At 63.6% G+C, this 24,648-nt stretch carries 20 protein-coding genes; 8 read left to right on the top strand and 12 right to left on the bottom strand.

Translation table 11 applies throughout. The annotated features are described in order from the left end of the window. Positions 1-50 precede the first annotated feature (50 nt). From ACK59Z_RS09180 to ACK59Z_RS09170, 3 genes are all read left to right on the top strand, one after another. Complete coding sequence (locus ACK59Z_RS09180; protein WP_070095460.1) at positions 51-1,034, top strand: SCO family protein; 984 nt, start codon at positions 51-53, stop codon at positions 1,032-1,034. A gap of 81 nt (positions 1,035-1,115) precedes the next feature. Further along, the gene (locus ACK59Z_RS09175) at positions 1,116-3,431 is read left to right on the top strand and encodes a putative bifunctional diguanylate cyclase/phosphodiesterase (protein ID WP_409292855.1); all 2,316 of its coding nucleotides are present in this window, start codon (positions 1,116-1,118) and stop codon (positions 3,429-3,431) included. A gap of 60 nt (positions 3,432-3,491) precedes the next feature. Further along, entirely contained in the window at positions 3,492-4,472 is a 981-nt protein-coding gene (locus ACK59Z_RS09170; RefSeq protein ID WP_020192552.1) for a site-specific integrase, read from the top strand. Here the strand turns inward: ACK59Z_RS09170 and ACK59Z_RS09165 are convergent. Next, positions 4,462-5,502 (bottom strand): SMP-30/gluconolactonase/LRE family protein, encoded by a 1,041-nt coding sequence (locus tag ACK59Z_RS09165; protein WP_108190854.1) that lies wholly within the window; start codon positions 5,500-5,502, stop codon positions 4,462-4,464. The two genes, ACK59Z_RS09170 and ACK59Z_RS09165, sit on opposite strands and share 11 nt — an antisense overlap. Positions 5,503-5,629: 127 nt before the next feature. Here ACK59Z_RS09165 and ACK59Z_RS09160 point away from each other — a divergent pair, with 127 nt between their 5' ends. Continuing rightward, positions 5,630-6,529, top strand: a complete 900-nt coding sequence (locus ACK59Z_RS09160; protein WP_004374362.1) for a LysR family transcriptional regulator — start codon at positions 5,630-5,632, stop codon at positions 6,527-6,529. A gap of 19 nt (positions 6,530-6,548) precedes the next feature. Here the strand turns inward: ACK59Z_RS09160 and ACK59Z_RS09155 are convergent, their stop codons facing one another. After that, positions 6,549-7,688 carry a glycerate kinase gene (locus ACK59Z_RS09155; RefSeq protein ID WP_108190856.1) on the bottom strand — a complete coding sequence of 380 codons (1,140 nt, stop codon included), beginning with the start codon at positions 7,686-7,688 and terminating at the stop codon, positions 6,549-6,551. A 141-nt stretch (positions 7,689-7,829) separates the two neighbouring features. Beyond that, positions 7,830-8,927 (bottom strand): sugar diacid recognition domain-containing protein, encoded by a 1,098-nt coding sequence (locus ACK59Z_RS09150; protein ID WP_019751640.1) that lies wholly within the window; start codon positions 8,925-8,927, stop codon positions 7,830-7,832. Positions 8,928-9,090: 163 nt separating this feature from the next. On the opposite strand from ACK59Z_RS09150, the gene ACK59Z_RS09145 reads away from it, so the two are divergent. The 4 genes from ACK59Z_RS09145 to ACK59Z_RS09130 all read left to right on the top strand — a co-directional run bounded on the left by ACK59Z_RS09145 (position 9,091) and on the right by ACK59Z_RS09130 (position 14,380). Continuing rightward, on the top strand, positions 9,091-10,419 hold the full coding sequence (locus tag ACK59Z_RS09145) for an MFS transporter (RefSeq protein WP_108190858.1): 1,329 nt from the start codon (positions 9,091-9,093) through the stop codon (positions 10,417-10,419). Positions 10,420-10,583: 164 nt separating this feature from the next. Then, positions 10,584-12,104, top strand: coding sequence for an FAD-dependent oxidoreductase (locus ACK59Z_RS09140; RefSeq protein ID WP_108190859.1), 1,521 nt, complete (start codon positions 10,584-10,586; stop codon positions 12,102-12,104). Between the two features lie 72 nt (positions 12,105-12,176). Further along, positions 12,177-13,187 carry an aldo/keto reductase gene (locus ACK59Z_RS09135; RefSeq protein WP_108190860.1) on the top strand — a complete coding sequence of 337 codons (1,011 nt, stop codon included), beginning with the start codon at positions 12,177-12,179 and terminating at the stop codon, positions 13,185-13,187. Between the two features lie 95 nt (positions 13,188-13,282). Next, complete coding sequence (locus tag ACK59Z_RS09130; RefSeq protein ID WP_108190861.1) at positions 13,283-14,380, top strand: alkene reductase; 1,098 nt, start codon at positions 13,283-13,285, stop codon at positions 14,378-14,380. 42 nt (positions 14,381-14,422) lie between these two features. Here the strand turns inward: ACK59Z_RS09130 and ACK59Z_RS09125 are convergent, their stop codons facing one another. From ACK59Z_RS09125 to benC, 9 genes are all read right to left on the bottom strand, one after another. Beyond that, positions 14,423-15,403: an LLM class flavin-dependent oxidoreductase gene (locus ACK59Z_RS09125; RefSeq protein WP_004374344.1), complete on the bottom strand. Its 981-nt coding sequence runs from the start codon at positions 15,401-15,403 to the stop codon at positions 14,423-14,425. Between the two features lie 100 nt (positions 15,404-15,503). Further along, a complete protein-coding gene (locus tag ACK59Z_RS09120; protein WP_070095469.1) occupies positions 15,504-16,415 on the bottom strand; it encodes a LysR family transcriptional regulator in 912 nt (303 codons plus the stop codon). Between the two features lie 68 nt (positions 16,416-16,483). Then, on the bottom strand, positions 16,484-17,563 hold the full coding sequence (locus ACK59Z_RS09115) for a metal-dependent hydrolase (protein ID WP_108190862.1): 1,080 nt from the start codon (positions 17,561-17,563) through the stop codon (positions 16,484-16,486). Positions 17,564-17,637: 74 nt separating this feature from the next. Next, complete coding sequence (locus tag ACK59Z_RS09110) at positions 17,638-18,888, bottom strand: OprD family porin (RefSeq protein WP_004374339.1); 1,251 nt, start codon at positions 18,886-18,888, stop codon at positions 17,638-17,640. A 54-nt stretch (positions 18,889-18,942) separates the two neighbouring features. Continuing rightward, positions 18,943-20,142 carry a benzoate/H(+) symporter BenE family transporter gene (locus ACK59Z_RS09105; protein WP_409292849.1) on the bottom strand — a complete coding sequence of 400 codons (1,200 nt, stop codon included), beginning with the start codon at positions 20,140-20,142 and terminating at the stop codon, positions 18,943-18,945. A 146-nt stretch (positions 20,143-20,288) separates the two neighbouring features. After that, positions 20,289-21,203, bottom strand: a complete 915-nt coding sequence (gene catA, locus ACK59Z_RS09100) for a catechol 1,2-dioxygenase (RefSeq protein ID WP_004576272.1) — start codon at positions 21,201-21,203, stop codon at positions 20,289-20,291. A gap of 29 nt (positions 21,204-21,232) precedes the next feature. Next, positions 21,233-22,561, bottom strand: coding sequence for an aromatic acid/H+ symport family MFS transporter (locus ACK59Z_RS09095; protein WP_014859580.1), 1,329 nt, complete (start codon positions 22,559-22,561; stop codon positions 21,233-21,235). A 57-nt stretch (positions 22,562-22,618) separates the two neighbouring features. Beyond that, positions 22,619-23,380, bottom strand: a complete 762-nt coding sequence (locus ACK59Z_RS09090; protein WP_409292846.1) for a 1,6-dihydroxycyclohexa-2,4-diene-1-carboxylate dehydrogenase — start codon at positions 23,378-23,380, stop codon at positions 22,619-22,621. 194 nt (positions 23,381-23,574) lie between these two features. Continuing rightward, positions 23,575-24,585, bottom strand: coding sequence for a benzoate 1,2-dioxygenase electron transfer component BenC (gene benC, locus ACK59Z_RS09085; RefSeq protein ID WP_014756669.1), 1,011 nt, complete (start codon positions 24,583-24,585; stop codon positions 23,575-23,577). Between the last annotated feature and the right edge of the window lie 63 nt (positions 24,586-24,648).

Here is a 24,648-nt window from a genome sequence, read left to right as displayed (position 1 = left end):
AAGCGGGGCCGCCATGCGGCCCCCATCAGCCAACCCACGAGGACCGCATCATGCCCGGCTCATGGCGATTCCTGCTGGTACTGGCGTTGTTCGCCGCCAGCATTCCGTTCTGGCCGTTGCAACCCCAACGAACGGTGGCCGAAGCAGCGGCCTCTCCCTGGGGGGCCAGCTATTTCCCCAACATCCCCCTGCTCACTCAGGATGGCGAAAAAGTGCATTTCTTCGACGACCTGATCAAGGACAAGGTGGTCGCCATCAACTTCATCTTTACCGGCTGCTCCGATTCCTGCCCAGTGGAAACCGCTCGCCTGCGCCAGGTACAGAAAATCCTCGGTGACCGGGTCGGCAAAGACATCTTCCTCTACTCCATCAGCATCGACCCCTATAACGACACCCCCGCCACCCTCAAACGCTATGCCGAAAAGTTCGGCATCGGCCCAGGCTGGACCTTGCTGACCGGCGAACCCGACGACATCGAGCAACTACGCCGCAGCCTGGGGCTGTGGATCGATGGCCTGGAAAACGGCCGCTCCAAAGACCACAACCTGAGCCTCATCATCGGCAACCAGGCCACCGGCCGCTGGATGAAAGCCTCGCCTTTCGAAAGCCCGTACATCCTCGCAGACCGCCTGGGCAACAGCCTGCACAACTGGAAGCAGGCCAGCGCCATGAGCAATGACTACGCTCAGGCTCCGCAAATTCGCTCACCCAGCAGCGGCGAGCAGATATTCCGTACCCGTTGCTCGTCCTGCCATACCGTGGGCAACACCGAGCCAGGCCAGCCAGGCATCGGCCCCGACCTGCTGGGCGTGACCCGTCAGCGTGACGCCAACTGGCTGGTCCGCTGGCTGAAGGTGCCCGACCAGATGCTGGCCGAAAAAGACCCCTTGGCCATGCTGCTGTTCGAACAATACAACCGCCTGGCCATGCCCAACATGCGCTTGGGCGATGCCGAAGTTAGCGCATTGATGAGCTACCTCGAAGAGGAAACGGCTCGCCTGCAAACACCCATGGCTAATAGGGAAATCCCCTAAAGGCTATTAGCCACCAGTCATCAGGCTGTCATCTTATTGTCGTATTTTCCGAGCATCACCCAGGGTCGGGAACTATCAGCAGTGATTCGCCGTTCGCTTTCCTCCACCAGCCTTCTGCGACTGCTGATCCTGATGCTCTGTGCAGCGACCCTGGCCTTTCTCTGGGGGCTGCACGTCACGCAGAAAGCCGCCGCCCGACAGAATGCACTGTCGGCCAAGGCCATCGAGCACCTGAACCTGGCCAGCATCGTGGGCGAAAACCTCCGACAGCTTGTCGACCGCGCCCAGGCGATGGGTCGTGTTACCCAGGACGACATGAAAGCGCGGCGCCAAGGCAACCTCAGCCTGGCAGCAGACCCAGTGTTCAAGCGCTTGAGCCTGTACGACCGACAAGGCCGGCTGCTAGCGGCCAGCCATACCGATGAGGCCGCCGAGTTGCCGGCAGACTGGTTGCGCCAACTGCAGCGGCACATTGACCGCTACGGTTTCAAACCTTTCCTGCCGAGCATTCAGCCTGTCAGCCAAACCGCTGCCCTGCCCACTTGGCGCCTGCCCTTCCTGCTGCCGTTGACCAATTCGACTGGCCGGGAAATCGACAACATTTTGCTGGTGCACTTGGACGTCGGCTACCTGGCGGTGCTGTTCCAGCCTATCGACCTGGGCAACAGTGGCCTGGTGCGTCTGCTGCAGGATGACGGCCTGGAGCGGCTGCGCATCGACAACAGCGGCGTGGTGACTGCCGGCGACCTATTGCAGCCCCCGCTGCCGGCGCTAGACACCGAAGCGGGCATGCTGACCCAGTACGTAGCGGGTGATGCCTACCAAAGCGTGTACCGCCGTGTACCTGAGCAAGGCTTCAGCGTGGTGGTCAGCCAGCGCCAGGCAGAAATCCTCGCACCCTCGACGCTGGCCTATTCCCGGCAGTTCTGGTTGAACCTGAGCATGACCCTGATGATCCTGGCCAGCCTGCTATGGACCTTGCGCCTGCTGCGCAAACGCCAGGAGGCGTTCGACGCGCTGGAACATGCCCAGCAAGTCAATCAGCAGCTGATCGTGCGCCTGGAGGACGAACACCGGCGCAGCAGCCACGCCGCCGCCACCGACCACCTCAGTGGCCTGCACAACCGCCGCCAGTTCGTCGAAGTGGCCAGCCAGGTGCTGACTCGGCAACGTGGCAAGCGCCGACTGATGGCGATCCTGTTCATCGACATGGACCGTTTCAAGTCGATCAACGACTCGCTCGGCCACAAGATTGGTGACCTGCTGCTACAGGCTGTGGCCGGGCGTATCCAGCGCCTGCTGGAGCCCGGCGACGAGGCTTCGCGCTTTGGCGGCGACGAATTCGTGGTGTTGCTGGCCGGTGAGCGCAGCGAGGAGCAGATCAACGCCTGGGTCCACGAACTGGTGCAAAAACTGTCGGCCACCTACGCCCTGGATGGCCAAGAGGTCAACACCAGCCCCAGTGTAGGGGTGAGCATCTGCCCGCGTGATGGCCAGGACATCGACAGCCTGATACGCAGTGCCGATGCGGCCATGTACTCGGCCAAGCAGGCAGGGCGCGCGCAGTATCGCTTTTTCGACCCCTCGCTGAACCTTGCCGATATCCAGGCGTTTACCCTTGAACAGGCCTTCGGCAGTGCCTTGGCCGAACGCCAATTCGTGCTGCACTACCAGCCACAGATGCGCCTGGACACCCACCAGGTGCTGGGCTACGAGGCGCTGGTGCGCTGGGACCACCCTGATTTCGGCCTGCTGTACCCGGACCGCTTCATCGGCCTGGCCGAGCGCAGTGGATTCATTGTCGAACTGGGTTGGGAGGTGCTGCGGCTGGCCTGTGAAGCCTTGTCGAGCTGGAATGCCCAAGGCCGCAAGACACGGCTGGCAGTCAATGTCTCCGCCCTGCAGCTGCGTCAAGCCGATTTTGCTGACCGGCTGCTGAGCAAATTGCAGCATCATGGCATCGCGCCCCAGCAACTGGAGCTGGAAATTACCGAAACCACAATCCTCGACCCCGAAGGCACGGCGGTGGCGCACCTGCATACGTTGCGCGGCGCAGGTTTGGGTATCAGTCTGGACGATTTTGGCCGTGGCTACGCCGGCTTTGCCCACCTGCATTCACTGCCCCTGAGCAAGCTGAAGATCGATCGTTCGCTGATCGCGGCGCTGTCCAACAGCCATGACGACAGCCCGATCGTGTCCTCCACCATCATCCTGGCCAAGCGCCTGGGCCTGGAAGTGGTGGCCGAGGGGGTGGAAACCCGTGAACAGGTGGTGTACCTGAAGCTTGCCGGCTGCGATATCGCCCAGGGCTACCACTTCAGCCGGCCACTGTCGCTGCCGCAGCTGTGGGTTTACCCGCCCTTCAACGGTATCGAGGACAAGGCATGCGTGTACTGAGCGCAACGGCAGGCTTGCCGATGGCGTTGGGCAAGGACAGGCAACGCATTTCGGTTTATCGTGTACCGATCACACACCGACACCCGCACCATGACCGATATCGAGCGCTACCTTCGCGCCGCCACCCGTGACAACACCCGGCGCAGCTACCAGGCCGCCATCGAGCACTTCGAAAGCCATTGGGGTGGCTTTCTCCCGGCCACCGCCGAGAGTATCGCCCGCTACCTGGCCGATCACGCCGACCAGCATGCAGTCAGTACCCTGCGTCAACGTCTGGCCGCGCTCAGCCAGTGGCACGTCGCCCAAGGCTTCCCCGATCCGACCAAGGCGCCGTTGGTGCGTCAGGTGCTACGCGGCATCCGCACCCTGCACCCGACGCCACCCAAACAGGCCGCCCCGCTGTTGCTGCAACACCTGCAAACCGCTGTGACGTGTTTCGAAGAAGAAGCCCGACAAGCCCGCGAGCACCATGATTTGGCAGCCCTGCGCCGGGCTCGCCGTGACAGCGCCTTGCTGTTGCTGGGTTTCTGGCGTGGTTTTCGCGGCGATGAGCTGGCACGCCTGCGCATCGAACACATCCAGGCACAAGCCGGTGTCGGCATCACGCTTTTCCTGCCGCGCAGCAAGGGCGACCGCGAAGCATTGGGCGTACAGCACCGCACCCCTGCGCTCAAGGCCTTGTGCCCTGTCACTGCCTACCTGCAATGGCTTGAAGTCGCCGGTATTGCCCATGGGCCGGTGTTCCGCAAACTCGACCGCTGGGGCAACCTTGGCGACAGCGCGCTCAACAGCAACAGCCTGGTGGGCCTGCTGCGGCGCATGCTGGAACGCGCCGGCGTGCCGGCGGCGCTGTATACCGGCCACTCGCTACGGCGTGGCTTCGCCACCTGGGCCACGGCCAATGGTTGGGAGCTGAAGTCGCTGATGAGCTATGTGGGCTGGAAAGACGCCAAGTCGGCGCTGCGCTACATCGACTCGGCGCAGCGTTTTGGCGATCTGGCCGTGCTACCGGCCAGTCAGGTGCAACCGCTTATTCCTTGAAGCTGTGCCTGGCGACGCCGCCCGTTTCCGGGCGGATGGCATACAGGTCGCCAGCGTCCGGATAATGGTGCAGGTCTTCTGGCGTCATGTCGTAACGCGCGGTGCTGATGTACAAGGTGTTCATCCCGGGCCCGCCAAAGCAGCAGCTGGTGGGGCACGGTACTGGCATCAACACCTGGTCGGTCAGGTACCCGTGGCGGTCGTAGCGCAGCAGGCAGCTGCCATGGTACTGGCACACCCACAGCCCGCCTTCGCGGTCCAGCGCCAGGCCATCCGGCCGGCCCAGTTCGGCGGGGGTTTCGGCAAACAGCGTGACAGCGCCCAGCCGGCCTTCGATGAGGTACTCGGCGCGGTAGATCGCTCGCGCCGCCGAATCAACGAAGTACACCGTGTGGCCGTCCTGCGACCAGGCAAGGCCGGTGGGCAAGCCCATGTCATCGTGGATCACCTGGTCGCTCAACTGCCAGTCAAAGCGAAAAAGCGCCCCGGTATTGCCACTGAGGGCCTCGTCCATCAGGCCGGTGACGAAGCGTCCCTGTGGGTCGCAGGCGCCATCGTTGAAGCGGTAAGTCGAGCGCGGATGGACCGATGCCGAATGCTGGCTCACCTTGCGTGTTGGCACATCGAAGATGGCCACGCTGGCATCCTCGGTGAAAATCAGGTTACCCCGGTCGGTCAGCGCCAGGGCGCCAATACGCGCGGCAGACTCGTAAAGGCAATCGACTTCGCCATCGGGTGCCAGGCAGTTGATGCGCCCGCCAGAGATATCGACAAAGTACAGCACGCCACTGCGTTCATCCCAGACCAGGCTTTCACCAAGGTCCGCGCGCGTGTTGGCCACTTTGACCGGCACGTAATTGCATTCCTTGATGCGGCTCCAGCGCTCGGCCACCTGCACACGGCCGAGGTCCCGAGGGTAGCTGACACTGCTGTATTCGTTGAAGCGCGTGGCGATGTGCTGGCTATTGCTGGTGCGCAAGGTGCAATCAGTGGGATGGCACAGCGCACCGGCCAGGTGAGTAACGGGCATTTCTGGCTACCTTCAATTCTCCTTTCTTACGATATCAACAAAAAAATCAATGACTTAATATTAAAAGCATGCAACTTTGATATCCCATGGATATCACCGCCGAGTCGCCACGCTGCAGGATTGCTGGATGATCGAAACACGTTTGCTCAGGCAGTTCATCGCCGTGGCCGAAGAGCTGCACTTTCACAAGGCCGCCCAGCGCCTGCACATGGCACAACCACCGCTGAGCCAGGCGATCAACCGGCTCGAGGAAAAGCTCGGTTTCGGCCTGCTTCTGCGCAACAAGCGCGGGGTGCGCCTGACCGCAGCGGGTGCAGCGTTTCTCGACACCGCCTACCGCACGCTTGCTGAACTGGAACAAGGGATCGAGTACGCGCGCAACGTTTCTGCGGGGGTCAGCGGCAAATTGACCATCACGGCCATTTCCATCGCTTATTACGACTCGCTGCTCAACCGCTTGCGCCGCTTTCGGGAGACTTATCCGAACGTGCAGCTGACCATCCGCGAGATGCCATCCGCTTCCCAGGCCAAGGCCTTGCTGGCCGGTGAGGCGGACATCGGCTTCATGCGCAGGCTACCGCTGCCGGCCGGCACCCTGGAGGCACGCTTGCTGCTTGACGAGCAGATCGTCATGGCGCTGCCCGCCAGCCATTCCAAGGCGCGGCACGAGGCCGTCGACTTGCGCGAGTTTGCCGATGAGGACTTCGTGTTCACCCCGCAAGCGCTGGGCGGGGGCTACCACGCACAGTTGGTTGCGCTGTGCGAGTCGGCCGGGTTCTACCCCAAGGTCGTGCAGGAGGCGGCGCAGATCCACACCCTGCTGGGTCTGGTGGCCTGCGGCTTTGGCGTGGCCCTGGTGCCGGAGTCGTTCGTCCGCTCGACCCCGCGCGAACGCGTGCGGTTTTGCCCGATCCGCCCTATCGATGACCAGCCCGCCCCAGGGCTTGGGCTGTACATGAAATGGAGCGCCCAAAATACTTCGCCAGCGCTGGCCAACTTCATTGCCATGTTCGAGACGCAGCAATAAGGCCATTTCTGCACGGTGTTCAGCCTCGCTTCGCGCAGCGCCACAGCCGACCTATATCACAAGCCCTGGCCTGCAACAGCTCGGCAGCATTTGCACACGCCTGCTCCAGGCTCATCGGTCCATTGGCCAGTGCAAATGCAGCGTCGACCCCATGGGCATACAACTGCTGATACCCCTCCCCCAAGGTCCCGGCCAGTACCACCACCGGCACGCCATGGCGCTTGGCAACCCGCGCCACCCCCATCGGCGTCTTGCCGCGCAGTGTCTGGGCATCGAAACGCCCCTCGCCCGTCACCACCAGGTCTGCCCCCTGCGCCAGGGCGTCAAGGCCAGCCAGCTCAGCCACGACTTCCACCCCAGGGCGGAACTGCGCGTCCATGAATGCCCGGGCAGCGAAGCCCATGCCACCGGCCGCGCCACAACCAGGGTAATCGCGCACATCCTCGCCCAACAACAGCGCACAATGGTCGGCAAAATGATTCAGCGCGTGGTCCAGCGCCTCCACTTGCTGCGGGTTGGCACCTTTCTGCGGGCCGAAGATCGCCGATGCGCCGTTGGCGCCACACAAGGGATTGTCGACATCCGCTGCGACTTCAAACTGCACCCCGGCCAGGCGCGGGTCGAGGCCGCTGGCGTCGATACGGGCCAGCTTGGCCAAGGCCAGGCCGCCCTCTTCCAGCGCTTGCCCGTCAGCATCCAGCAGGCGCAGGCCAAGCGCTCGCAACATACCACTGCCGGCATCGTTGGTGGCGCTGCCACCGATGGCCAGCACCACGCGCCGAGCGCCGGCGTCGAGGGCTGCGGCAATCAGCTCGCCGGTACCCCAGGTGCTGCTGCGGCAAGCATCGCGCTGGCCTGTTGGCACCTGTTGCAGGCCACTGGCCTGGGCCATTTCGATGATTGCGGTGCGACTTTGCGGCAACCAGCCCCAGCCAGCCTCGACGTGCTGCCCCAATGGCCCGCGCACGGCCTGGCGGCGCAATTCACCGCGGCTGGCGGCCAGGATCACCTCCATGGTGCCTTCGCCACCGTCGGCCATTGGGCACTCGACCAGTTCAGCCTCCGGCCACGCTTCGCTCAGGCCCGCAGCGATGGCGCGGGCGACACCGACAGCGTCTAGGCTGTCCTTGAACGAGTCGGGGGCAATGACGATCTTCATGGGGTTTCTCCTGTCCTGATGAGCGGCATGCTGACAGGTGGCTGCGCAGGTGGCCTCGGTCAAATGCACAAAACGCCGGCCGGGTTGTTTGGGCAGATGCCTTTTTGCCTGTTCTGGCCCAACCGCCGGCAAGTGAATACTTCAGTCAGCTGGCAACAGCTGCAACCCCAGATACAAGCTAAGCATCCCTTCCAGGCGCAGCGGGTCGACCTCACCCAGCTCGGCTATGCGCTCCAGTCGATAGCGCAGGCTGTTGCGGTGGATGCCCAGGGCATCGGCACAGGACTGGCTCTGGCCGTCATGTGCACACCAGGCGCGCAGGGTGGTGAGTAACTGGCCACTGCTGTCCTTGGCGCGGATGCGCTGCAACGGCTCCAGCAGCTCGTCCAGCGCGTCGTCGTTACGGTGGCGCCACAGCAGCGCCGGCAGCCGGTAGCGCTGCAGGCTGAGCAATCGTTCGCTGGGCAACACTTCGCGGCCATAGGCCAGCAAGTCACGCACCCGGCGGTAACCACGGCGTAACTGCTCCAGGCTCTGCGCTGCACTGCCCAGGGCCAGTCGCTCAATGTCCCAACCGTGGCGTTGCAGGCGTTCCAGCAGGCGCAGTTCATCCAGTGCCACGCCTGCCGGGCGGCACCACAGCAACGACTGGCGGGCCGGGCTGACGCACCAGCTATCCGGATAACGGCTCATCAACCATGCGGCCAGCGCCTCGGCAGGTGGCCCCGAGGCAATCTCGAACAGGCACGGTATCCGCGGTAGCTGAGGTTTCAAGCCCAACTGACGGGCTTCGTCCAGCAAGCGCGGCGAGTTACCGCTGCCGCCGAGCAATAGCGCCAGCAGGTCGTCACAGCGCTGCCTTCGCCATTGCTGGTCAGCCTGTAAATTGCGTTGGGCCAGCAGCATTTCGGCGGTCATGCGCACCAGCTCGCCATAGGTGCGCACCTGCTGCGGGTCGCCGGTCAGGCCCAACACGCCCATCAGCCGCCCATCGAGCATCAATGGCAGGTTCACGCCGGGCTGCACGCCCTTCAGGCACTTGGCCGCGTCGGTATCCAGTTCGACGATCCGGCCATTGGCCAAGACCAGCTGCGCGCCCTCGTGACGGGTGTTGATGCGCTCCGGCTCACCACTGCCCAGGATCAACCCCTGGCTGTCCATGACATTGACGTTGCAAGGCAAGATGGCCATTGCCCGGTCAACGATATCCTGCGCCAGGTCATGGTCGAGTTCGAACATTGCGGGGTCCTTTAGGTGTTTGGCTTTTGGGCTCGGGCACAGCAGCCTGGGCCAAGCGCTGTGCAAAAGCACAAAGACAGGCTAGCCGCAGTCCCCGAGACTCGTCAGGGCGAGCGCCGGAACAGGCGACGCGGCGAAAACCATAACAACAGAGAACCCGATCATGGCACACAGCCCCGCCCCTGACCAAGGCACGGACACCACCCGCAACGCGCTGTACCGGCGTATCACCTTGCGGCTGATTCCGTTCATTTTCATCTGCTACCTGTTCAACTACCTGGACCGCGTCAACGTCGGCTTTGCCAAGCTGCAGATGCTCGACGCCCTGAAATTCAGCGAAACGGTGTACGGCCTTGGCGCCGGCATCTTCTTCATCGGCTACGTACTGTGCGGCCTGCCGAGCAACCTGGCCCTCAACCGCTTCGGCCCACGGCGCTGGATCGCGCTGATGATGATCGCCTGGGGCAGCCTGTCCACCTGCCTGCTGTTCGTCACCACCCCTACCGAGTTCTACACCCTGCGCCTGCTCACCGGCGCTGCCGAAGCCGGCTTCTTCCCGGGTGTGGTGCTGTACCTCTCGCGCTGGTTCCCGGCGGCCCGGCGCGGCCGCATCATGGCCCTTTTCATGTCGGCGATCCCGGTATCGGGCCTGCTTGGCGGGCCGTTTTCCGGCTGGATCCTCGAACATTTTGCCGCCGGCCAGCACGGCCTGGCCGGCTGGCAGTGGATGTTCCTGATCCAGGGCCTGCCGACCGTGGCCTTGGGCGTACTGGCGGTGTTCCTGCTCAGTGACGGCTACCAGAAAGCCGCCTGGCTGAGCCCGGCTGAACGTCAGCTGATCGCTGCCGACCTGCAGGCCGATGCCGCAAGCAAACCGAGCACCACCAGCGACAGCGTGCTGGCCGTGTTGACCAACCCGCTGATCTGGACCTTCGGCTTCGTCTACTTCTGCATCCAGAGCGGCGTGTACGCGATCAACTTCTGGCTACCCTCGATCATCAAGAGCATGGGCTTCGACAACCCGCTGCTGATCGGCTGGCTCAGCGCCATCCCGTACCTGCTGGCGGGTGTATTCATGATTCTTTGCGGGCGCTCGGCCGACCTGCGCAACGAGCGCCGCTGGCACCTGGTGGTGCCAATGCTGATGGGCGCCGTCGGCCTGCTGATTGCGGTGAACTTCGCCGGCAACCCGAGCATTGCCATTCTTGGCTTGTCGATCGCCACCATGGGCGCGCTTACCGGTTTGCCGATGTTCTGGCCAATGCCGACTGCGCTGCTCAGTGCCGGAGCCGCCGTGGCAGGTCTGGCGATCATCAACTCGGTAGGCCAGATGGCGGGGTTTCTCAGCCCGTACCTGGTCGGGTTCATCAAGGACCAGACCGGCTCAACCGATGCCGCACTGTATTCGCTCGCGGCGTTGATCGTATTGGGTAGCCTGGTGGCCTTGCGTGTAACGCGAGCGGGTTCGCTGAGTACTGCACGGGCGAGTTGAGGCATTCGACGGCTTGCCCACTCCCACAAGCTTCAAGCCTGTGGGAGCGGGCAAGCCTGCAAAGAGGCCCACCCAATCCACACCCTCCACCGATCGTCAGCTCAACGCATCCCCTTCTCGCCCCAGGCGTCAAATGGTTCCAAAGGCCCCTTTGGAGAAGCCCCATGACCCAGTACGCCGTGGCCCGCTTGGCCCAGCTCGACGAACACCGCCCCCTGCGCGTGCAGGCCGGTAGCGAAGAACTCATCCTCGTCCGCCAAGGGGAGCAGGTACACGCTTATCAGGGCAACTGCCCCCATGCCGGGGCCCCACTCGACGAAGGCGTAGTCTGCGGTGGCCTGCTGGTCTGCCCTTGGCACAAAGCTGCGTTCGCCGTTGACGACGGCGTGGTTTGTGAGCCGCCTGCACTCGCCGACCTGCGCCGCTACAAGGCGTGGATCAAGGGCGATGAAGTCTGGGTCGATGACCAGCCCCTGTCGGCAAGCGAACCGCCCAGGCACAGCGATGCCCGCTGTTTCGTGGTGGTCGGCGCCGGTGCCGCCGGCAGCGCCGCCGTCGCCACCCTGCTGGCTCATGGCTTCGCGGGCAGGCTGGTATGGATCGATCAGGAGCGCCAGCCGGCCTACGATCGCACAGCACTGAGCAAATTCGTGATTGCCGGGCAGATGGCGCCCGATGAGGTCCCCGCGCTGCTCGAAGCCGACGCCCTGCGCAAGGGCCAACTGCAGCGCAAGCACGGCAAGGTGCGCACCCTGAACAGCCAGAAGCGCCAGGTCACCCTCGCCGATGGTCAGCAGATCGATTACGACGCCTGCCTGCTGGCAACCGGCGGTAAAGCACTGCGCCCAGACATTCCCGGCGCCGACCTGCCCGGGGTGTTCACCCTCCGCTCACTGGAAGATGCTGCACAGTTGCTCGACGCAGCCGAGCCTGGCCAACCGGTGGTCATCGTCGGTGACGGCTTCATCGGCCTGGAGGCAGCCTCGGCATTGCGCAAGTATGGCGTGCAGGTGCACGTGGTCTCGCGCCACGAAGTCCCTCTGGCCCGACAATTGGGCGAGCGTATCGGGCGCTGCATTCGCGCGCTGCATGAACGAAAAGGCATCACCTTCCACGGCCCCACCGAGGTCGAGCGGATCGAAGGCCAGGACAAGGTCGAAGCGGTGCAACTGGCCAATGGTGAACGGCTGCAGACCCCCTTGGTGCTGTTCGGCACCGGGGTAAAACCCGCCACCGCGTTCCTTCAAGGGGTGCCGCTTGGCGAAGACAAATCGGTGAGGGTCGACGCCGAAATGCGCGCAGCTGACGGTTTGTGGGCCGCAGGTGACATTGCCACCTTCCCGCTCACGGGGCGCCCGGTACGCATCGAGCACTGGCGCCTGGCCCAGCAACACGGGGTGATCGCCGCCGCCAACATGCTTGGCGAACAACGCCGTTATGCCGATGTACCGTTCTTTTGGACCTACCAGCATGGCCGTACCTATGAAGTGCTAGGCCATGCCAGAGACTGGAACCGGATCGAATTCGTCGGTGAGCCGGAAAACGGCGATTTCGTTGCCCTGCAGTGTGTGGATGAACGCGTCGAGGCCGTTATCGCCAAGGGTTACTCCGATGCCATGGCGATGCTGTCGCAACGCCTGAAGCGCCCCTTGAGCCTGCAGGAGGCTTTGGCGCTCATTGGCTGAGGGGTGCCTTTCAATGCATCCCGGTTGTGTGTAAAACAGGCAGGTCAGCCGACTGCATAAGGACCCACGCGCATGATCTACCGCCCCCTCGGCCACAGTGGCCTGCAGGTTTCCGCCCTTACCCTGGGCAGCATGATGTTCGGCGAGCAGACCCGTACCGAGGATGCCCTGCGCATCATCGACAAGGCCTGGGACCAAGGCATCAACTTCATCGACACCGCCGACGTGTACAACGCCGGGCGCTCGGAAGAAATCGTCGGTGAAGCCGTGGCGCGCCATCGCCATGACTGGGTCGTCGCCAGCAAGGTCGGCTTCGGCCCGGCCGACGGCCTGCCTAACCGCAGCGGGTTGTCGCGCAAGCACATCTTCAATGCCGTGGATGCCACGCTGACCCGCATGGACATGGACTACCTGGACATCTACTACCTGCACCGCGAAGACCACAAGGTTCCGCTGGAAGAGACCGTGCAGGCCATTGGCGACTTGTTGCGCCAAGGCAAGATCCGCTACTGGGGGGTGTCCAATTTCCGTGGCTGGCGCATTGCCGAGGTCTGCCATGTTGCCGAGCGCCTTGGTGTGCCCAGGCCGGTAGTCAGCCAGCCGCTGTACAACATCGTCAACCGCCAGGCCGAGCCCGAACAGCTCACTGCCGCCGCCGCCCATGGTCTGGGCGTCGTACCCTTCAGCCCGCTGGCCCGGGGCGTGCTCAGTGGCAAGTATGCGCCGGGCGCGGTGCCGGATGCCGGTAGCCGTGCAGGGCGGCAGGACAAACGCATCATGGAAGTGGAGTGGCGCCAGGAGTCGCTGACCATTGCCCGGCAGATTCAGACGTATGCAGAGGCCAAGGGGGTGGGTATTGTCGAATTCGCCATTGCCTGGGTGTTGAATAACCAATGGGTCAGTTCCGCGATTGTCGGGCCGCGGACCGAGGAGCAGTGGGATACCTATGGCGGCGCATTGGCGGTGAAGATTACCGCGGAGGATGAGGCGTTCATCGATTCGTTGGTAACACCAGGGCATGCGTCCACGCCGGGCTTCAATGACGTGGCGCATTATGTGAGTGGGCGGCTGGCGCGCAGCTGACGCATTGGGGAGCCCTGAGCCGGGCTCCCGGTCCCCCCTTTCCCCAATCACCTCGGTATCGTGCGCACCATTGGTTTTCCACCTCTGGAGCTGCAATGAAACTCTTGCAACCGCTGCAAATCGGCCCACTCACCCTGCCCAACCGCGTATTCATGGCCCCCCTCACCCGCCTGCGCAGCCTGGAGCCGGGTGATGTACCCACCGCGCTGATGGCCGAGTACTACCGTCAGCGCGCCAGTGCTGGCCTGATCATCACTGAAGCCACGCAAATCTCCTTCCAGGCCAAGGGCTATTCTGGCTCGCCCGGCATTCACAGCGCCGAACAGATCGCTGCCTGGAAGCACATCAACCAAGGCATCCATGCCGATGGCGGCCACAGCGCCGTGCAGGTGTGGCACACCGGGCGGGTGTCGCATACCTCGCTGCAACCTGGCGGCGAGGCGCCCGTGGCCCCTTCGGCGCTGCCGGCGGACGCACGCACCACCCTGCGTGACGCGCAAGGCAACCTGACACGCGTGGAAACCTCCGCACCCCGGGCGCTCAGCGAAGCGGAGATCGCTGGCATCGTCGCCGACTTTGGCCAGGCCGCGATCAACGCACGTGAAGCCGGCTTCGATTTCATCGAGTTGCACGCCGCCCACGGTTACCTGCTGCACCAGTTCCTCACCCCCAGTGCCAACCAGCGCGAAGACCGCTACGGCGGCAGCGTTGAAAACCGTGCGCGCATTGTGCTGGAGGCGGTGGACGCGGCCATTGCCAACTGGAGCGCTGACAGGGTCGGTATTCGCGTGTTCCCGTTGGGTGGTTTCAATGGTGTGGACAATGGCGAAGACCAGGAAGCCGCCGGCCTGTACCTGATCCGCGAGCTGGCCAAGCGCAACCTTGCCTACCTGCACCTGTCCGAGCCGGACTGGGCCGGTGGCAAGCCACTGCGTGACGAGTTCCGCCAGGCCATTCGCGCCGCCTACCCCGGGGTGATCATCGCGGCCGGTGCCTATACCGCCGAGAAAGGCGAAGACCTCATCGGGCGGGGTTTGATCGATGCCGTGGCGTTCGGGCGCGCCTACATTGCCAACCCCGACCTGGTGGAGCGTCTGCGGCTGCAAGCGCCGCTGAATGAGCACCGGGCGAAGTTCGATTACGCCAATGGGCCTGAAGGGTATACGGATTATCCGTTCCTGAAGCAGGCTTGATGCAAAAACGGGCGCTCTTGCGGGCGCCCGTTTTTTGTCGTGTCAGCCCAGTTCAGCCAGCGCCTGCGCTGCATAGGCATGTGACCGCTGCCGCGCCAGCGGGTCATGGATGCGGCAGTCGATCATCAGCTCGTCCGCCCCGGTCTGCTCGATCAGCGAGCGCAGCCCTTCCCTCACCCGTTCAGGCCCTCCGGCTACGGTGCAGGCCATCACCTGCTCGAGCACGGCGCGCTCGTGGTCCGGCAAGCGTTCGATGTAACCCTCTTGCGGCTTGGGCAGCAAGCCAAAGCGCCCGACATGCAGGTCCAGCATCCACTTGCGGTGGGAGCTGGCCAGGTAGTCCGCCTCAGCATCGCTGGCAGCGGCGAACAGGTTCATGCCAACCATCACATAGGGTTTGGCCAGTTGCGCGGAAGGCTGGAAGTTGGCGCGGTAATGGGCAATGGCCTGCAGCAGGTAACGCGGGGCAAAGTGCGAGGCGAAGGCATAAGGCAGGCCCAGCTTCGCCGCCAGGTCAGCACCGAACAGGCTGGAACCAAGGATCCACACCGGCACATCGTGCGCACCCGGTACGCCGCGCACCCGGCGTTTGCCGTTGTCCGCCAGGTAATCACGCAGCTCGGCGATGTCCTGGCTGAAATCACGCTCTGGCGCGGCGCCGCGCAATGCACGCACGGTCGGCCCGGACGTGCCTGGTGCACGGCCCAGGCCCAGGTCGATACGGCCCGGGTGCAATGTATCGAGGGTGCCAAACTGTTCGGCCACCACCAACGGCGCATGGTTGGGCAGCATGATGCCGCCAGCACCCACACGAATATGTCGGGTGGCGTTGGCGATTTCGTTGATCACCAGCGACGTGGCAGCCGAGCCAATGCCCGGCATGTCATGGTGCTCGGCGATCCAGTAGCGGCTGTAGTGCTGTTGCTCGACATGCCGCGCCAGCTGGCGGGATTCTTCGATCGCGTCGGCGAAGGTCTTGCCTTCGCCGATCATGACCAGATCCAGTACGGACAGTGCAGTCATGGGGTCTCCAGAGGGATTATCAGTGGCTGCCAGTTTCCATGCTGCGCCGCCAGCGATAAACCCGGTTTCAGGCCCGGCATAGGGGCCTGGCATTCCCCAATCAGTATTCCCAAGGCACGCCCGGCTCCCAGCTGGCCACCAACAAGTCGATGAAGCCGCGTACCCGAGGGGACAGGTGGCGCTTGCTTGGGTAGACGATGCGAATGGGGTCTGCCGGGGGGCGGTAAGCGTGCAGTACTTCCACCAGATTGCCAGCGCGCAGGTCGTCACCGGTGATATAGGTAGGCAGGTGAATCAGGCCAAAACCGGCCCGAGCGCCGTCAAGCATGGCCTCGGAACTGTCGATGTTCAGCCGCCCGGGATCTTCGCACAGGTGCAGCCCCGCTTCTGTGTGAAAGCGCCAGGGCATGGCCTTCTCGCCCGCCAGGAAGGCGATCTTGTCATGGCCATAGAGGTCGCCGGGCATCTGCGGTACACCGCGCTTCTCCAGGTACGCAGGCGATGCACAGGTCACGAACTGCTGCCAGGCGACGGTGCGCGTCAGCAATTGCGAATCTTCCTTAGGTGCACCGATGCGCACGGCGACGTCCACACCCTCTTCGACCAGATCAACGAAACGGTCGGTGAAGCGGATATCCGCCCGCAGTTCGGGCCATTGCTTGAGGTACTGGTCGAGGACCGGCAGGACATGGCGCTGCCCGAGCGACAGCGGTGCGGTCAGGCGCAGGGTGCCAGTGGGCTTGCCCCGGCGCAGGGCCATGGTGCTTTCGACCTCGTCCAGGTCATCCAGAATCTGCCGCCAGCGCTCGAACGCCACCAGGCCTTCATCGGTCAGGCTCAGCTTGCGCGTAGTGCGGTTGAGCAGGCGCACCGCCATGCGGGCTTCCAGGCGGGCGATGCTCTTGCCCACCGCTGAACGCGTCAGGCCCAGGCTGGTAGCCGCAGCGGTGAAGCTGCCGGCCTTCGCGACGCTGACGAAAGCGGCGATGTCGCCGAAGCGGTTGGGTTCCATGGTGTTTTCCTGACGCTGATCGAACCGCCATAGATGGGTGCAATTTCAGGCAATGCAAGGTTCCTGATCTAGTGGGGCTGCCTTGCAGCTTCCGTTTGCCCGAGGTAGCGATCGGTCCAGTTCGCCAGCGGCAGCGGCGGCTGCTGGTCGACAATGCGTCGCCAGATAAGCATCAGCTCTTGAGCGTTGAACAGCGAGCCAGGCCCGCTGCCTCGCCACGGCGAAGGCACACCGACCATCCACTGCCCTTGATGATCGCGCTGAGCCATGTTGAAGCGAAAGGTGTAATTCCCCGGGATCCCCATGCGCAGGTCGGTGACCACCAGTGCGTCGCCAATCTGGTCATAACGCAGCCAGTCATCGGTGAACCAGCGCAAGCGCTGGTGCAACGGGTCATTGTTCAGTGCTTGCGCCAGTTCCAGGTTGCGCGACAAGCGTTGCATTTCGGGTGGTTGCTGGTCGAGCATGCTGCTGATGCCCTCGTAGTAATCGCCATCCGGGGCCTTGGCCAACACCCGCCAGACCAGGCTGTTGAATGCCATCGGCACGGCACGCACCTCGCTCACGACGATACCTTGCTGGTCCAGTGCCGACTGGAAGCGCTGTTCGGCAGCCATGCGCCCCGCCAGGCCGAAACCCAGGTAGCAGGTACTGAACACCAGGGCCATGGTCAGCAGGCGGGTAGCCCTGCGGGTCACGCCCTTCATGAGGGTGAAGACCACCGCAGCCAGCAGCGGCACGGTGTAGACCGGGTCGATAATGAACACCGCCGCCCAGCTTTCCGGGGTGGTGTGCAAAGGCCAGAACAACTGCGTGCCGTAAACCGTAAAGGCGTCGAGCACCGGATGGGTTACCAATACCAGCCAGAACGCCAAAAAAAGCCTGGGCAAGGTATACCCCTTGCCGGGCCAGCGCCTGTTGACCAGCCAGGCCAACAGCAAGGCCAGGCCGGTGAGCACGAACAACGAGTGGGAGAAGCCGCGATGATAAGTCATCTGCGACACCGGGTCGGCATAGCGAATGATCACATCCAGGTCCGGCAGCGTGCCCAGTGCTGCACCATACAGCAACGAGCGTCGGCCCTGGATGCGCCCGAGCACGGTCCCTTGCAGCGCCGCGCCAAGTACGGCTTGGGTGATGGAGTCCAAGGTGGGGATTCCTGAAAGAGTCGTTTCCGCACGCTACCCTCATACACCCCTGATGCGCAATTCTCCTGGAAGGCTCAGAACAACTGCCAGGTGTACACCAGCGTCAGGCGGTTCTCGTCGATATCACTGCGGTAGTTGGAGCGCGCCATGGCGTTCCTCACCCGAATCCCCAACCCTTTCAGTGCCCCGCTCTGCACCGCATAGCCGATATCCAGATCACGCTCGCGATCACGCCCCTCGTAACCCAGCCCGGTGTCGACATTGTTACCGGTTATGTAGCGCACGGTCGCTGTCAGGCCCGGCACGCCCATGGCGGCGAAGTTGTAGTCGTAGCGCACCTGATACGAGCGTTCATCGGTGTAGGCAAACTCATAGGTCGGCACCTCGTTGCCCAGCGGCGAGATGTTGGCGAATACCCGTGGGAACGGGCTATCGCCATAAATGCCCTGGTAGCCGGCGTGGAAGCTGTGCCCGCCATGCCGGGCAGTGAACAGCGAGAAGAACGCCTGGTTGTCGATGTTGCCCAGCAGCGCATCGCCTTGCTCACGCGCGGTGAAATAACCCAGGTTGGCGCTGAGTACCCAGTCCCCGACGGGTTTGCTGTGCTTCAGGCCAACGAAACCTTGTTGGTAGATGTCCTCCAGCTGACCGTACCAAAGGCTGACGCTGCTCTGGTTGGCATTGAACGCATAGTCCCCTCCCACATAGTTGAACGCGTCGCTTTCGGCCTGTCGCATCGGCACATGGCCGAGCATCGCGTTCATCTTGCCGTCGCCACCTTCGTTGCGCAGGTGGGTGCTTTTCAAGTGCCCGGCCTGCATAGTCAGCCCGTCGATTTCCGACGAACTCAAACTCAGGCCCTGATAGGTGGGTGGCAACAGGCGAATATCACTGAAAGTCAGCACCGGCAGGTTCGGTTGCAGTTCACCTGCACGCAGTTCGGTTTTTGATATCCGCGCCTTGAAGGTCGGCGCCAGGCGGCTGTACTCATCGGCAGCACGGCCGTCGCCATGCACCGGCAACAGGCCGGTGTTGGTGCGGTCTGGACTGCTGTCCAGCTTGATGCCCAGCAAGCCCAGGGCGTCCACGCCAAAACCGACCGGGCCCGGGGTGTAGCCACTTTTGAAGTCGAGGATGAAACCCTGGGCCCACTCCTCGGCCTTGGACTGTTTGTTGGCCCCGACAATGTCGGAAAAATCGCGGCTGAAATAGTAGTTACGGGCACTCAGGGTGGCCTTCGAGTCCTCGAAGAAGCCGCCTTCGGCAGCCAGCAGTGGCTGGCTGAGCAGTGTCAGGCCCAGGGCAACGCAAGGGGTGTGGTTCATTCCGAAGCTCTCTTGATCTTGTTTTTATGGGTAAAGCGTTGGAAACACGGCAGTTCATGGGGTACGGCGCATCACCTCCCGGGCACCTGGTTGGCGCAGCCTCAGCAGCGCGTGTGCCAGCAGGCCGAACAGCAGCCCCCAGAACGCCGCCGACAGGCCCAGGAAAGCCACCCCCGAAGCGGTGACCAAGAAGGTGAATAGCCCGGCGTCGCGCTCGGCCGGTTCTGCCAGGCTGCGGACCAAGGCTTCGCTGATGGCGCCATACAGCGCCAAACCGGCCAGGGCCGCGATCAGGACGGCGGGAAAGGCGGCGAACAGTGACATCAAGGTGGCCCCGGCGATGCCCAGTAACAGGTACAACGCACTGCCAGCCACCGCGGCCACATAGCGCCGTTGCGGGTTTTCATGGGCTTCATGGCCGGTGCACAGGCTGGCGGTAACCGCCGCCAGGTTCAGCCCGTGGCAACCGAACGGCGCCAGAAGCGCCCCAGCCAGGGCACTGGCGCTGATCAGCGGGCTGGCCGGCGTCGGGTAGCCAGCGTTGCGCAGTACCGCCATACCCGGCATGAATTGCCCGGTCAGCGCCACCAGTACCATCGGCAGCGCCAGGCTGAATACCGCCGCCAGGCTGAACTGGGGGGTGATCCACTGGGGTGAGGCCAGTTCCAGCACCAGTGCCTCGCTGCGCAACGTACCGCCGGCCACGGTCACCAGCATGCCCACGCCCAGCACCGCAGCCACGGCATAGCGCGGCTGCACCCGACGCATCAGCACGTAGGTGACGAACATCGCCAGTACCAGCAGCGGTTGCACCGGCAAGGCGCGGAACACCTCGATGCCAAAACTGAACAGGATCCCGGCCTGCATACCGGCAGCGATAGAACCCGGCAGGCGCGCGATGATGCGGTCGAAGGCCCCGCTGATACCGATCAGCAGCAGGACCAGGTTGGCCACCAGGTAGGCGCCCACGGCCTGCGCCAGGCCCAGTTGCGGCAAGGCGGTGACCAACAGCGCCGACCCCGGGATCGACCAGGCGATCACTACCGGCACGCGGTAGCGCAGGCTGAGCAGCGCACCGAGCACCGCACTGCCCATGGACACGGCCCAGACCCAGGATGACAACTGCTGGTGCGACAGGCCGGCCGCTTCGGCGGCGTGGAAAATGATCACCAACGGGCCGGCGTAGGAGATCGTCGTGGCAATGCTGCCGGCGACGATGGCCGACACAGAGCAGTCCTTGATCAGCGTTTTCATGAAGCTTCTCGCAAGCCAGCGGCCGGCCTTTGTGGCGGGCTCTTGTTTGGGTGTTGGCTGCTTCGCGGGCTTGCCCGCTCCCACAACGACTGCACAGGCTTCACCTGTGGGAGCGGGCATGCCCGCGAAACAGCCCACTCGGTGGATCAGGCCTCCTGCAAAGCCCGCGGCCGCCCGCTGCGTTGCTCATCGGCACCGCCCTGGGCCTGCTGCAACTGGAAATCGAACTTCAGCTCGGCATGCCGACCCTCCGGCCCTTCGACGAACACCACCTCCCCGACCAGCCCGTCCCGTGTGGCATAGGCAAAGTCATCCCACAGGTACTTGTCCCCCGACAGGTTTATCTGCGTGGTCAGGTGCCGGTACCCGGGCGCCGAGATAAAGAAGTGCACATGCGCCGGGCGCTGGCCATGACGGCCCAGCAGGTCCAGGCACTCCTGGGTTGGCCCCTGCGGGTCGCAGCCATAACCCGATGGCACGATGGAGCGCGCGCGGTAGCGCCCTTGGGCATCGGTAACGATGCGCCGACGCAGGTTGTACGCCGACTGGCTTGGGTCGAAGAACGAATAGGTACCACGGGTATTGGCATGCCACAGGTCGACCGTGGCACCCGGCAGCGGGTGTCCGTGCGGGTCCAGCACCTGGCCTTCCAGGAACATCACCGTGGCCACGCCCTCCTCGCTGCCGTCGTCCATGCGCACTTCACCTTGGGCAATCGGTGCGCCAGCCACGTACAACGGGCCTTCGATGGTGCGTGGGGTACCGCCAACGCGCCCTGCCTCCTGGTCCTTGGCATCCTGCAGCAGGTCGAGGAAGTGTTCGATGCCCAGCCCCGCCACCAGCAACCCGGCCTCGCCGCGACCGCCCAGGCGGTTGAGGTAGTCGACAGCGTGCCAGAACTCGTCTTCGCTGATGTCCAGGTCTTCGATCAGCCGCGCGGTATCCTGCAGCAGGCGCTGCACGATGCGTTTGAGGCGTGGGTTGCCGGCCGCATTACCAAAGCCTGCGGCCTCCTCGAAGAACTGCTGTACCTCGGCAGTATGGGAAATGTTCACGGTCATGGGGGTTACCTCGTCTTGTTCTGTTCGGTTCAGGCCTGCGCCGCCAGGGCCTGGGCGTGGCGCCGACCACTGGCCAGGTGCACGGCCATGGCCAGCGCGGCGATGGCGCCAGGAATGGCGAAGGCGATGAAATTGAGTTGAAGTGGCAGGTTGATGCCCATCAGCGCACCGCCCAGCAGCGGGCCGACGATGGCGCCATTACGGCCGATGCCCGAGGCCCAGCCCAGGCCGGTAGAGCGCACCGACAGGCCGTACATCTGCGCAGCGCCGGCGTACAGCAGAATCTGCGTACCAATGGTGGTGGCGCCGGCAATGAAGATCAGCAGGTACAGCACCGGCATCGGGCTGTTTACCCCCAGCAGGCTGATCGACAATGCGGCGGCAATGAAGAACGCCACCTTCACCTTGACCAGGTTGTAGCGGTCGCCCAGCCAGCCGCCGAGGATTGCCCCAGCCATGCCGCCAAAGTTCAGTGCCAGCAGGAATGACAGGCTTGAGCCCAGGCTGTAGCCGGCGTTGGCCATCAGCTTTGGCAGCCAGGAACTCAGTGCGTAGACCATCAGCAGGCAGCAGAAGAACGCAACCCACAACGCCAGGGTGCGAATCGCCAGGCCATTGCGGAACAGTTCCAGCACCGAAGCGCCGCTGCCTTTGCGGTCGGCCGCCTGAAGCACATCATCGGCCTGGACATCGCAGTCCGGGTCCAGCCGTTTGAGCAATGTGCGTGCTTCCTCGATACGGCCTTGGCGCACCAGGAAGCCGATGGATTCAGGCAAGTAGTAAAGAATCACTGGTAACAGCAGCAGAGGCACCGCTGCGGCGAAGAACATCGACTCCCAGCCAAAACGCGGCAGCATGAAGATGCCGACACCTGCCGACAGCATGCCGCCCAGCGAATAACCACTGAACATGATCGCCACCAGCGTGCTGCGCAGGCGCTTGGGCGCGTATTCGTTCATCAGTGCCACGGCGTTGGGCATCAGGCCGCCACAGCCCAGGCCGGCGATGAAGCGGTAGATGCCAAACTCGCTCGGGCTGCTGGCAAAGCCGTTGAGAATGGTCGCCCCCGAGAACAAGGCGAAACAGATGGCAATGCCCTTCTTGCGCCCGATGCGGTCGGCCAGGCTGCCGAAGGCCAGGGCGCCGAACATCATGCCGAACAGCGCATAGCTGCCCAGTGCACCAGCCTGCAACGGGGTCAGGCCCCACTCTTTCATGATGACCGGCAGTACCACACCGTAGATGAACAGGTCATAGCCGTCGAAAATCAGCAGCAGGCCGCACCAGGCCATGACCATCCAGTGAAACGGGGAAAAGCGCGCATTGTCGATGATCGGGTGTACATCAAGGGTTCGCATGGCATCTGTCGCTCTTGTTTTTGTTTTGGAAGAAAACTTTTGCCTTGAGGTTGCAGTTCAGCCGAGGTCGCCGCCCCCAACCGGCAAGGTCACGCCGGTGATGTACGAGGCTTCGTCGGACGCGAGGAACAGAATGGCCCCCACCTGCTCGTCGATGCTGCCGTAGCGGTGCATCAGGCTGCTGTCGAGGGTCTGGTCGACGATCTGCTGGTACCAGCGCTTTTCCTGCTCGGTTTGCGCTGCACTGTTGCGCGGTACCCGCCGGGGCGGTGCTTCGGTGCCGCCGGGCGCAGTGGCGTTGACGCGGATGCCACGGCCAGCCGTTTCGAAGGCCAGGCAGGCGGTGAGCGCATTGACGCCGCCTTTGGCCGCGCCATAGGGCACACGGTTGACGCCACGGGTGGCGATGGACGAAACGTTGACGATGACGCCGCTGCCACGCTCAAGCATGTAGGGCAGCGCGGCATGGCAGCACCACAGTGTCGGGAATAGCGAACGGCGCACTTCGGCCTCGATCTGCTCGACATCGTAGTGCTCGAAAGGCTTGGCCCAGATGGTGCCGCCGACGTTGTTGACCAAGATGTCGAGGCGGCCGAAGGTTTCCACCGCACTGGCCATGACCCGGGCGCAGTCGGTGTGTTGCTCCAGGTCGGCGGTGAGGGTAAGCATGCCTTCACCCGCCAGCTCGTGGACCAGTTCAGAACGGTCTACGGCCACCACTTGCGCACCTTCGGCCTTCAGCCGCCAGCACACGCCACGGCCGATGCCTTGTGCAGCGCCGGTGACCAGGGCGACCTTGCCTTGGAATCTGTTGTTCATATGCAAATCTCCAGTTCGCGAGAGACCCTGTGGCTGCAACTGTCTTGCTCAAAGCCTGAAAGGCTGCGCGATCACTGTGGGAGCGGGCTTGCCCGCGAACACGGGCGAAGCCCGTGCCATCCACCGCGCAACCTGCTTCGCGGGCTCGCCCGCTCCCACAGGGTCGGCGTATTGCTTTGAATCAGAGGGGGCTGTCAGGCCGCAGCCGCAAACTTCTCGTAGTAGAAGTTGGCCGGGGTAATGCCCTGTTCGCGCACGTACTGGCTGACCGCTTCCACCATGGGTGGCGGGCCGCACAGGTACACATCCACATCGCCGTCATTGAGGTGGCGTGGCTCGATGTGCTGGGTGACATAGCCCTTCTGCGGGTACTGGCTGTCCGGGTTGGCGACGCAGGCGCTGTAGGTGAAATTGGGGATGCGTGCCGCCAGCGCTTGCAGGCGGTCGAGCTCGACCAGGTCGAAGTCGTTGGTCACGCCGTAGATCAGGTGCAACGGGTGCTCACTGCCCTGCTCGGCGATCTTTTCCAGCATCGCGGTGAAGGGTGCCAGCCCGGTACCACCGGCCAACAGCAACAGCGGGCGCTGGATCGGCCGCAGGTAGAAGCTGCCCAACGGCCCGGCCAGGCTCAGGCTGTCGCCGGCTTTGGCAAGGTTGGTCAGGAAGCTGCTCATCAGCCCACCCGGTACGTTGCGGATCAGGAAGCTGACTTCGCCGTCCTTCTGCAGCGAGCTGAACGAGTAGGCCCGGCTCTGCTCGCTGCCCGGCACCTTGAGGTTGACATACTGCCCCGGCAGGAAGGCCAGACGGCTCAGGGCCTCACCCTTGATCGACAGGGCAATGGTGCTGACCGACAGCTGGCGAACATCGCTGATGGCGGCCTCGAAACTGGCCTGCTCGGTCTTGCACAGTTGCGACGAAGCCGGGATGCGGATGACGCAGTCGCTTTCGGCGCGCATCTGGCACGTCAGCACGTAGCCTTCGGCGATTTCGTCTTCGCTCAAGGCGTCTTCGATGAAGTTGTCGCCAAGGTCATAACGACCGGACTCAGCCTTGCACTTGCAGGTCCCGCAAGCGCCGTCACGGCAGTCCAGCGGAATGTTTATGCCTTGGCGGTAAGCGGCGTCGGCCACGGTTTCCTGACCGGTGGCTTCAATGAAACGGGTAACCCCGTCTTCGAAATTCAGTGCGATCTGGTAGCTCATGTTGCACCTCGCGGGCGAGCCGGGCCACGGCGCATCACAAGACGCACCGGGCAATGCTCGCAA

Source organism: Pseudomonas sp. KCJK9058, assembly GCF_046230975.1.
Taxonomy (GTDB): Bacteria; Pseudomonadota; Gammaproteobacteria; order Pseudomonadales; family Pseudomonadaceae; genus Aquipseudomonas; species Aquipseudomonas alloputida.
The sequence above is the reverse complement of the archived record's forward strand: the minus strand, read 5'-3'. Positions and strand labels throughout refer to the sequence as shown.

Coding starts and splice junctions, on each gene's coding strand:
- ACK59Z_RS09180 (WP_070095460.1), top strand. CDS start 51: ATGCCCGGCTCATGGCGATTCCTGCTGGTACTGGCGTTGTTCGCCGCC.
- ACK59Z_RS09165 (WP_108190854.1), bottom strand. CDS start 5,502: ATGCCCGTTACTCACCTGGCCGGTGCGCTGTGCCATCCCACTGATTGC.
- ACK59Z_RS09160 (WP_004374362.1), top strand. CDS start 5,630: ATGATCGAAACACGTTTGCTCAGGCAGTTCATCGCCGTGGCCGAAGAG.
- ACK59Z_RS09155 (WP_108190856.1), bottom strand. CDS start 7,688: ATGAAGATCGTCATTGCCCCCGACTCGTTCAAGGACAGCCTAGACGCT.
- ACK59Z_RS09150 (WP_019751640.1), bottom strand. CDS start 8,927: ATGTTCGAACTCGACCATGACCTGGCGCAGGATATCGTTGACCGGGCA.
- ACK59Z_RS09145 (WP_108190858.1), top strand. CDS start 9,091: ATGGCACACAGCCCCGCCCCTGACCAAGGCACGGACACCACCCGCAAC.
- ACK59Z_RS09140 (WP_108190859.1), top strand. CDS start 10,584: ATGACCCAGTACGCCGTGGCCCGCTTGGCCCAGCTCGACGAACACCGC.
- ACK59Z_RS09135 (WP_108190860.1), top strand. CDS start 12,177: ATGATCTACCGCCCCCTCGGCCACAGTGGCCTGCAGGTTTCCGCCCTT.
- ACK59Z_RS09130 (WP_108190861.1), top strand. CDS start 13,283: ATGAAACTCTTGCAACCGCTGCAAATCGGCCCACTCACCCTGCCCAAC.
- ACK59Z_RS09125 (WP_004374344.1), bottom strand. CDS start 15,403: ATGACTGCACTGTCCGTACTGGATCTGGTCATGATCGGCGAAGGCAAG.
- ACK59Z_RS09120 (WP_070095469.1), bottom strand. CDS start 16,415: ATGGAACCCAACCGCTTCGGCGACATCGCCGCTTTCGTCAGCGTCGCG.
- ACK59Z_RS09110 (WP_004374339.1), bottom strand. CDS start 18,888: ATGAACCACACCCCTTGCGTTGCCCTGGGCCTGACACTGCTCAGCCAG.
- ACK59Z_RS09105 (WP_409292849.1), bottom strand. CDS start 20,142: ATGAAAACGCTGATCAAGGACTGCTCTGTGTCGGCCATCGTCGCCGGC.
- catA (WP_004576272.1), bottom strand. CDS start 21,203: ATGACCGTGAACATTTCCCATACTGCCGAGGTACAGCAGTTCTTCGAG.
- ACK59Z_RS09095 (WP_014859580.1), bottom strand. CDS start 22,561: ATGCGAACCCTTGATGTACACCCGATCATCGACAATGCGCGCTTTTCC.
- ACK59Z_RS09090 (WP_409292846.1), bottom strand. CDS start 23,380: ATGAACAACAGATTCCAAGGCAAGGTCGCCCTGGTCACCGGCGCTGCA.
- benC (WP_014756669.1), bottom strand. CDS start 24,585: ATGAGCTACCAGATCGCACTGAATTTCGAAGACGGGGTTACCCGTTTC.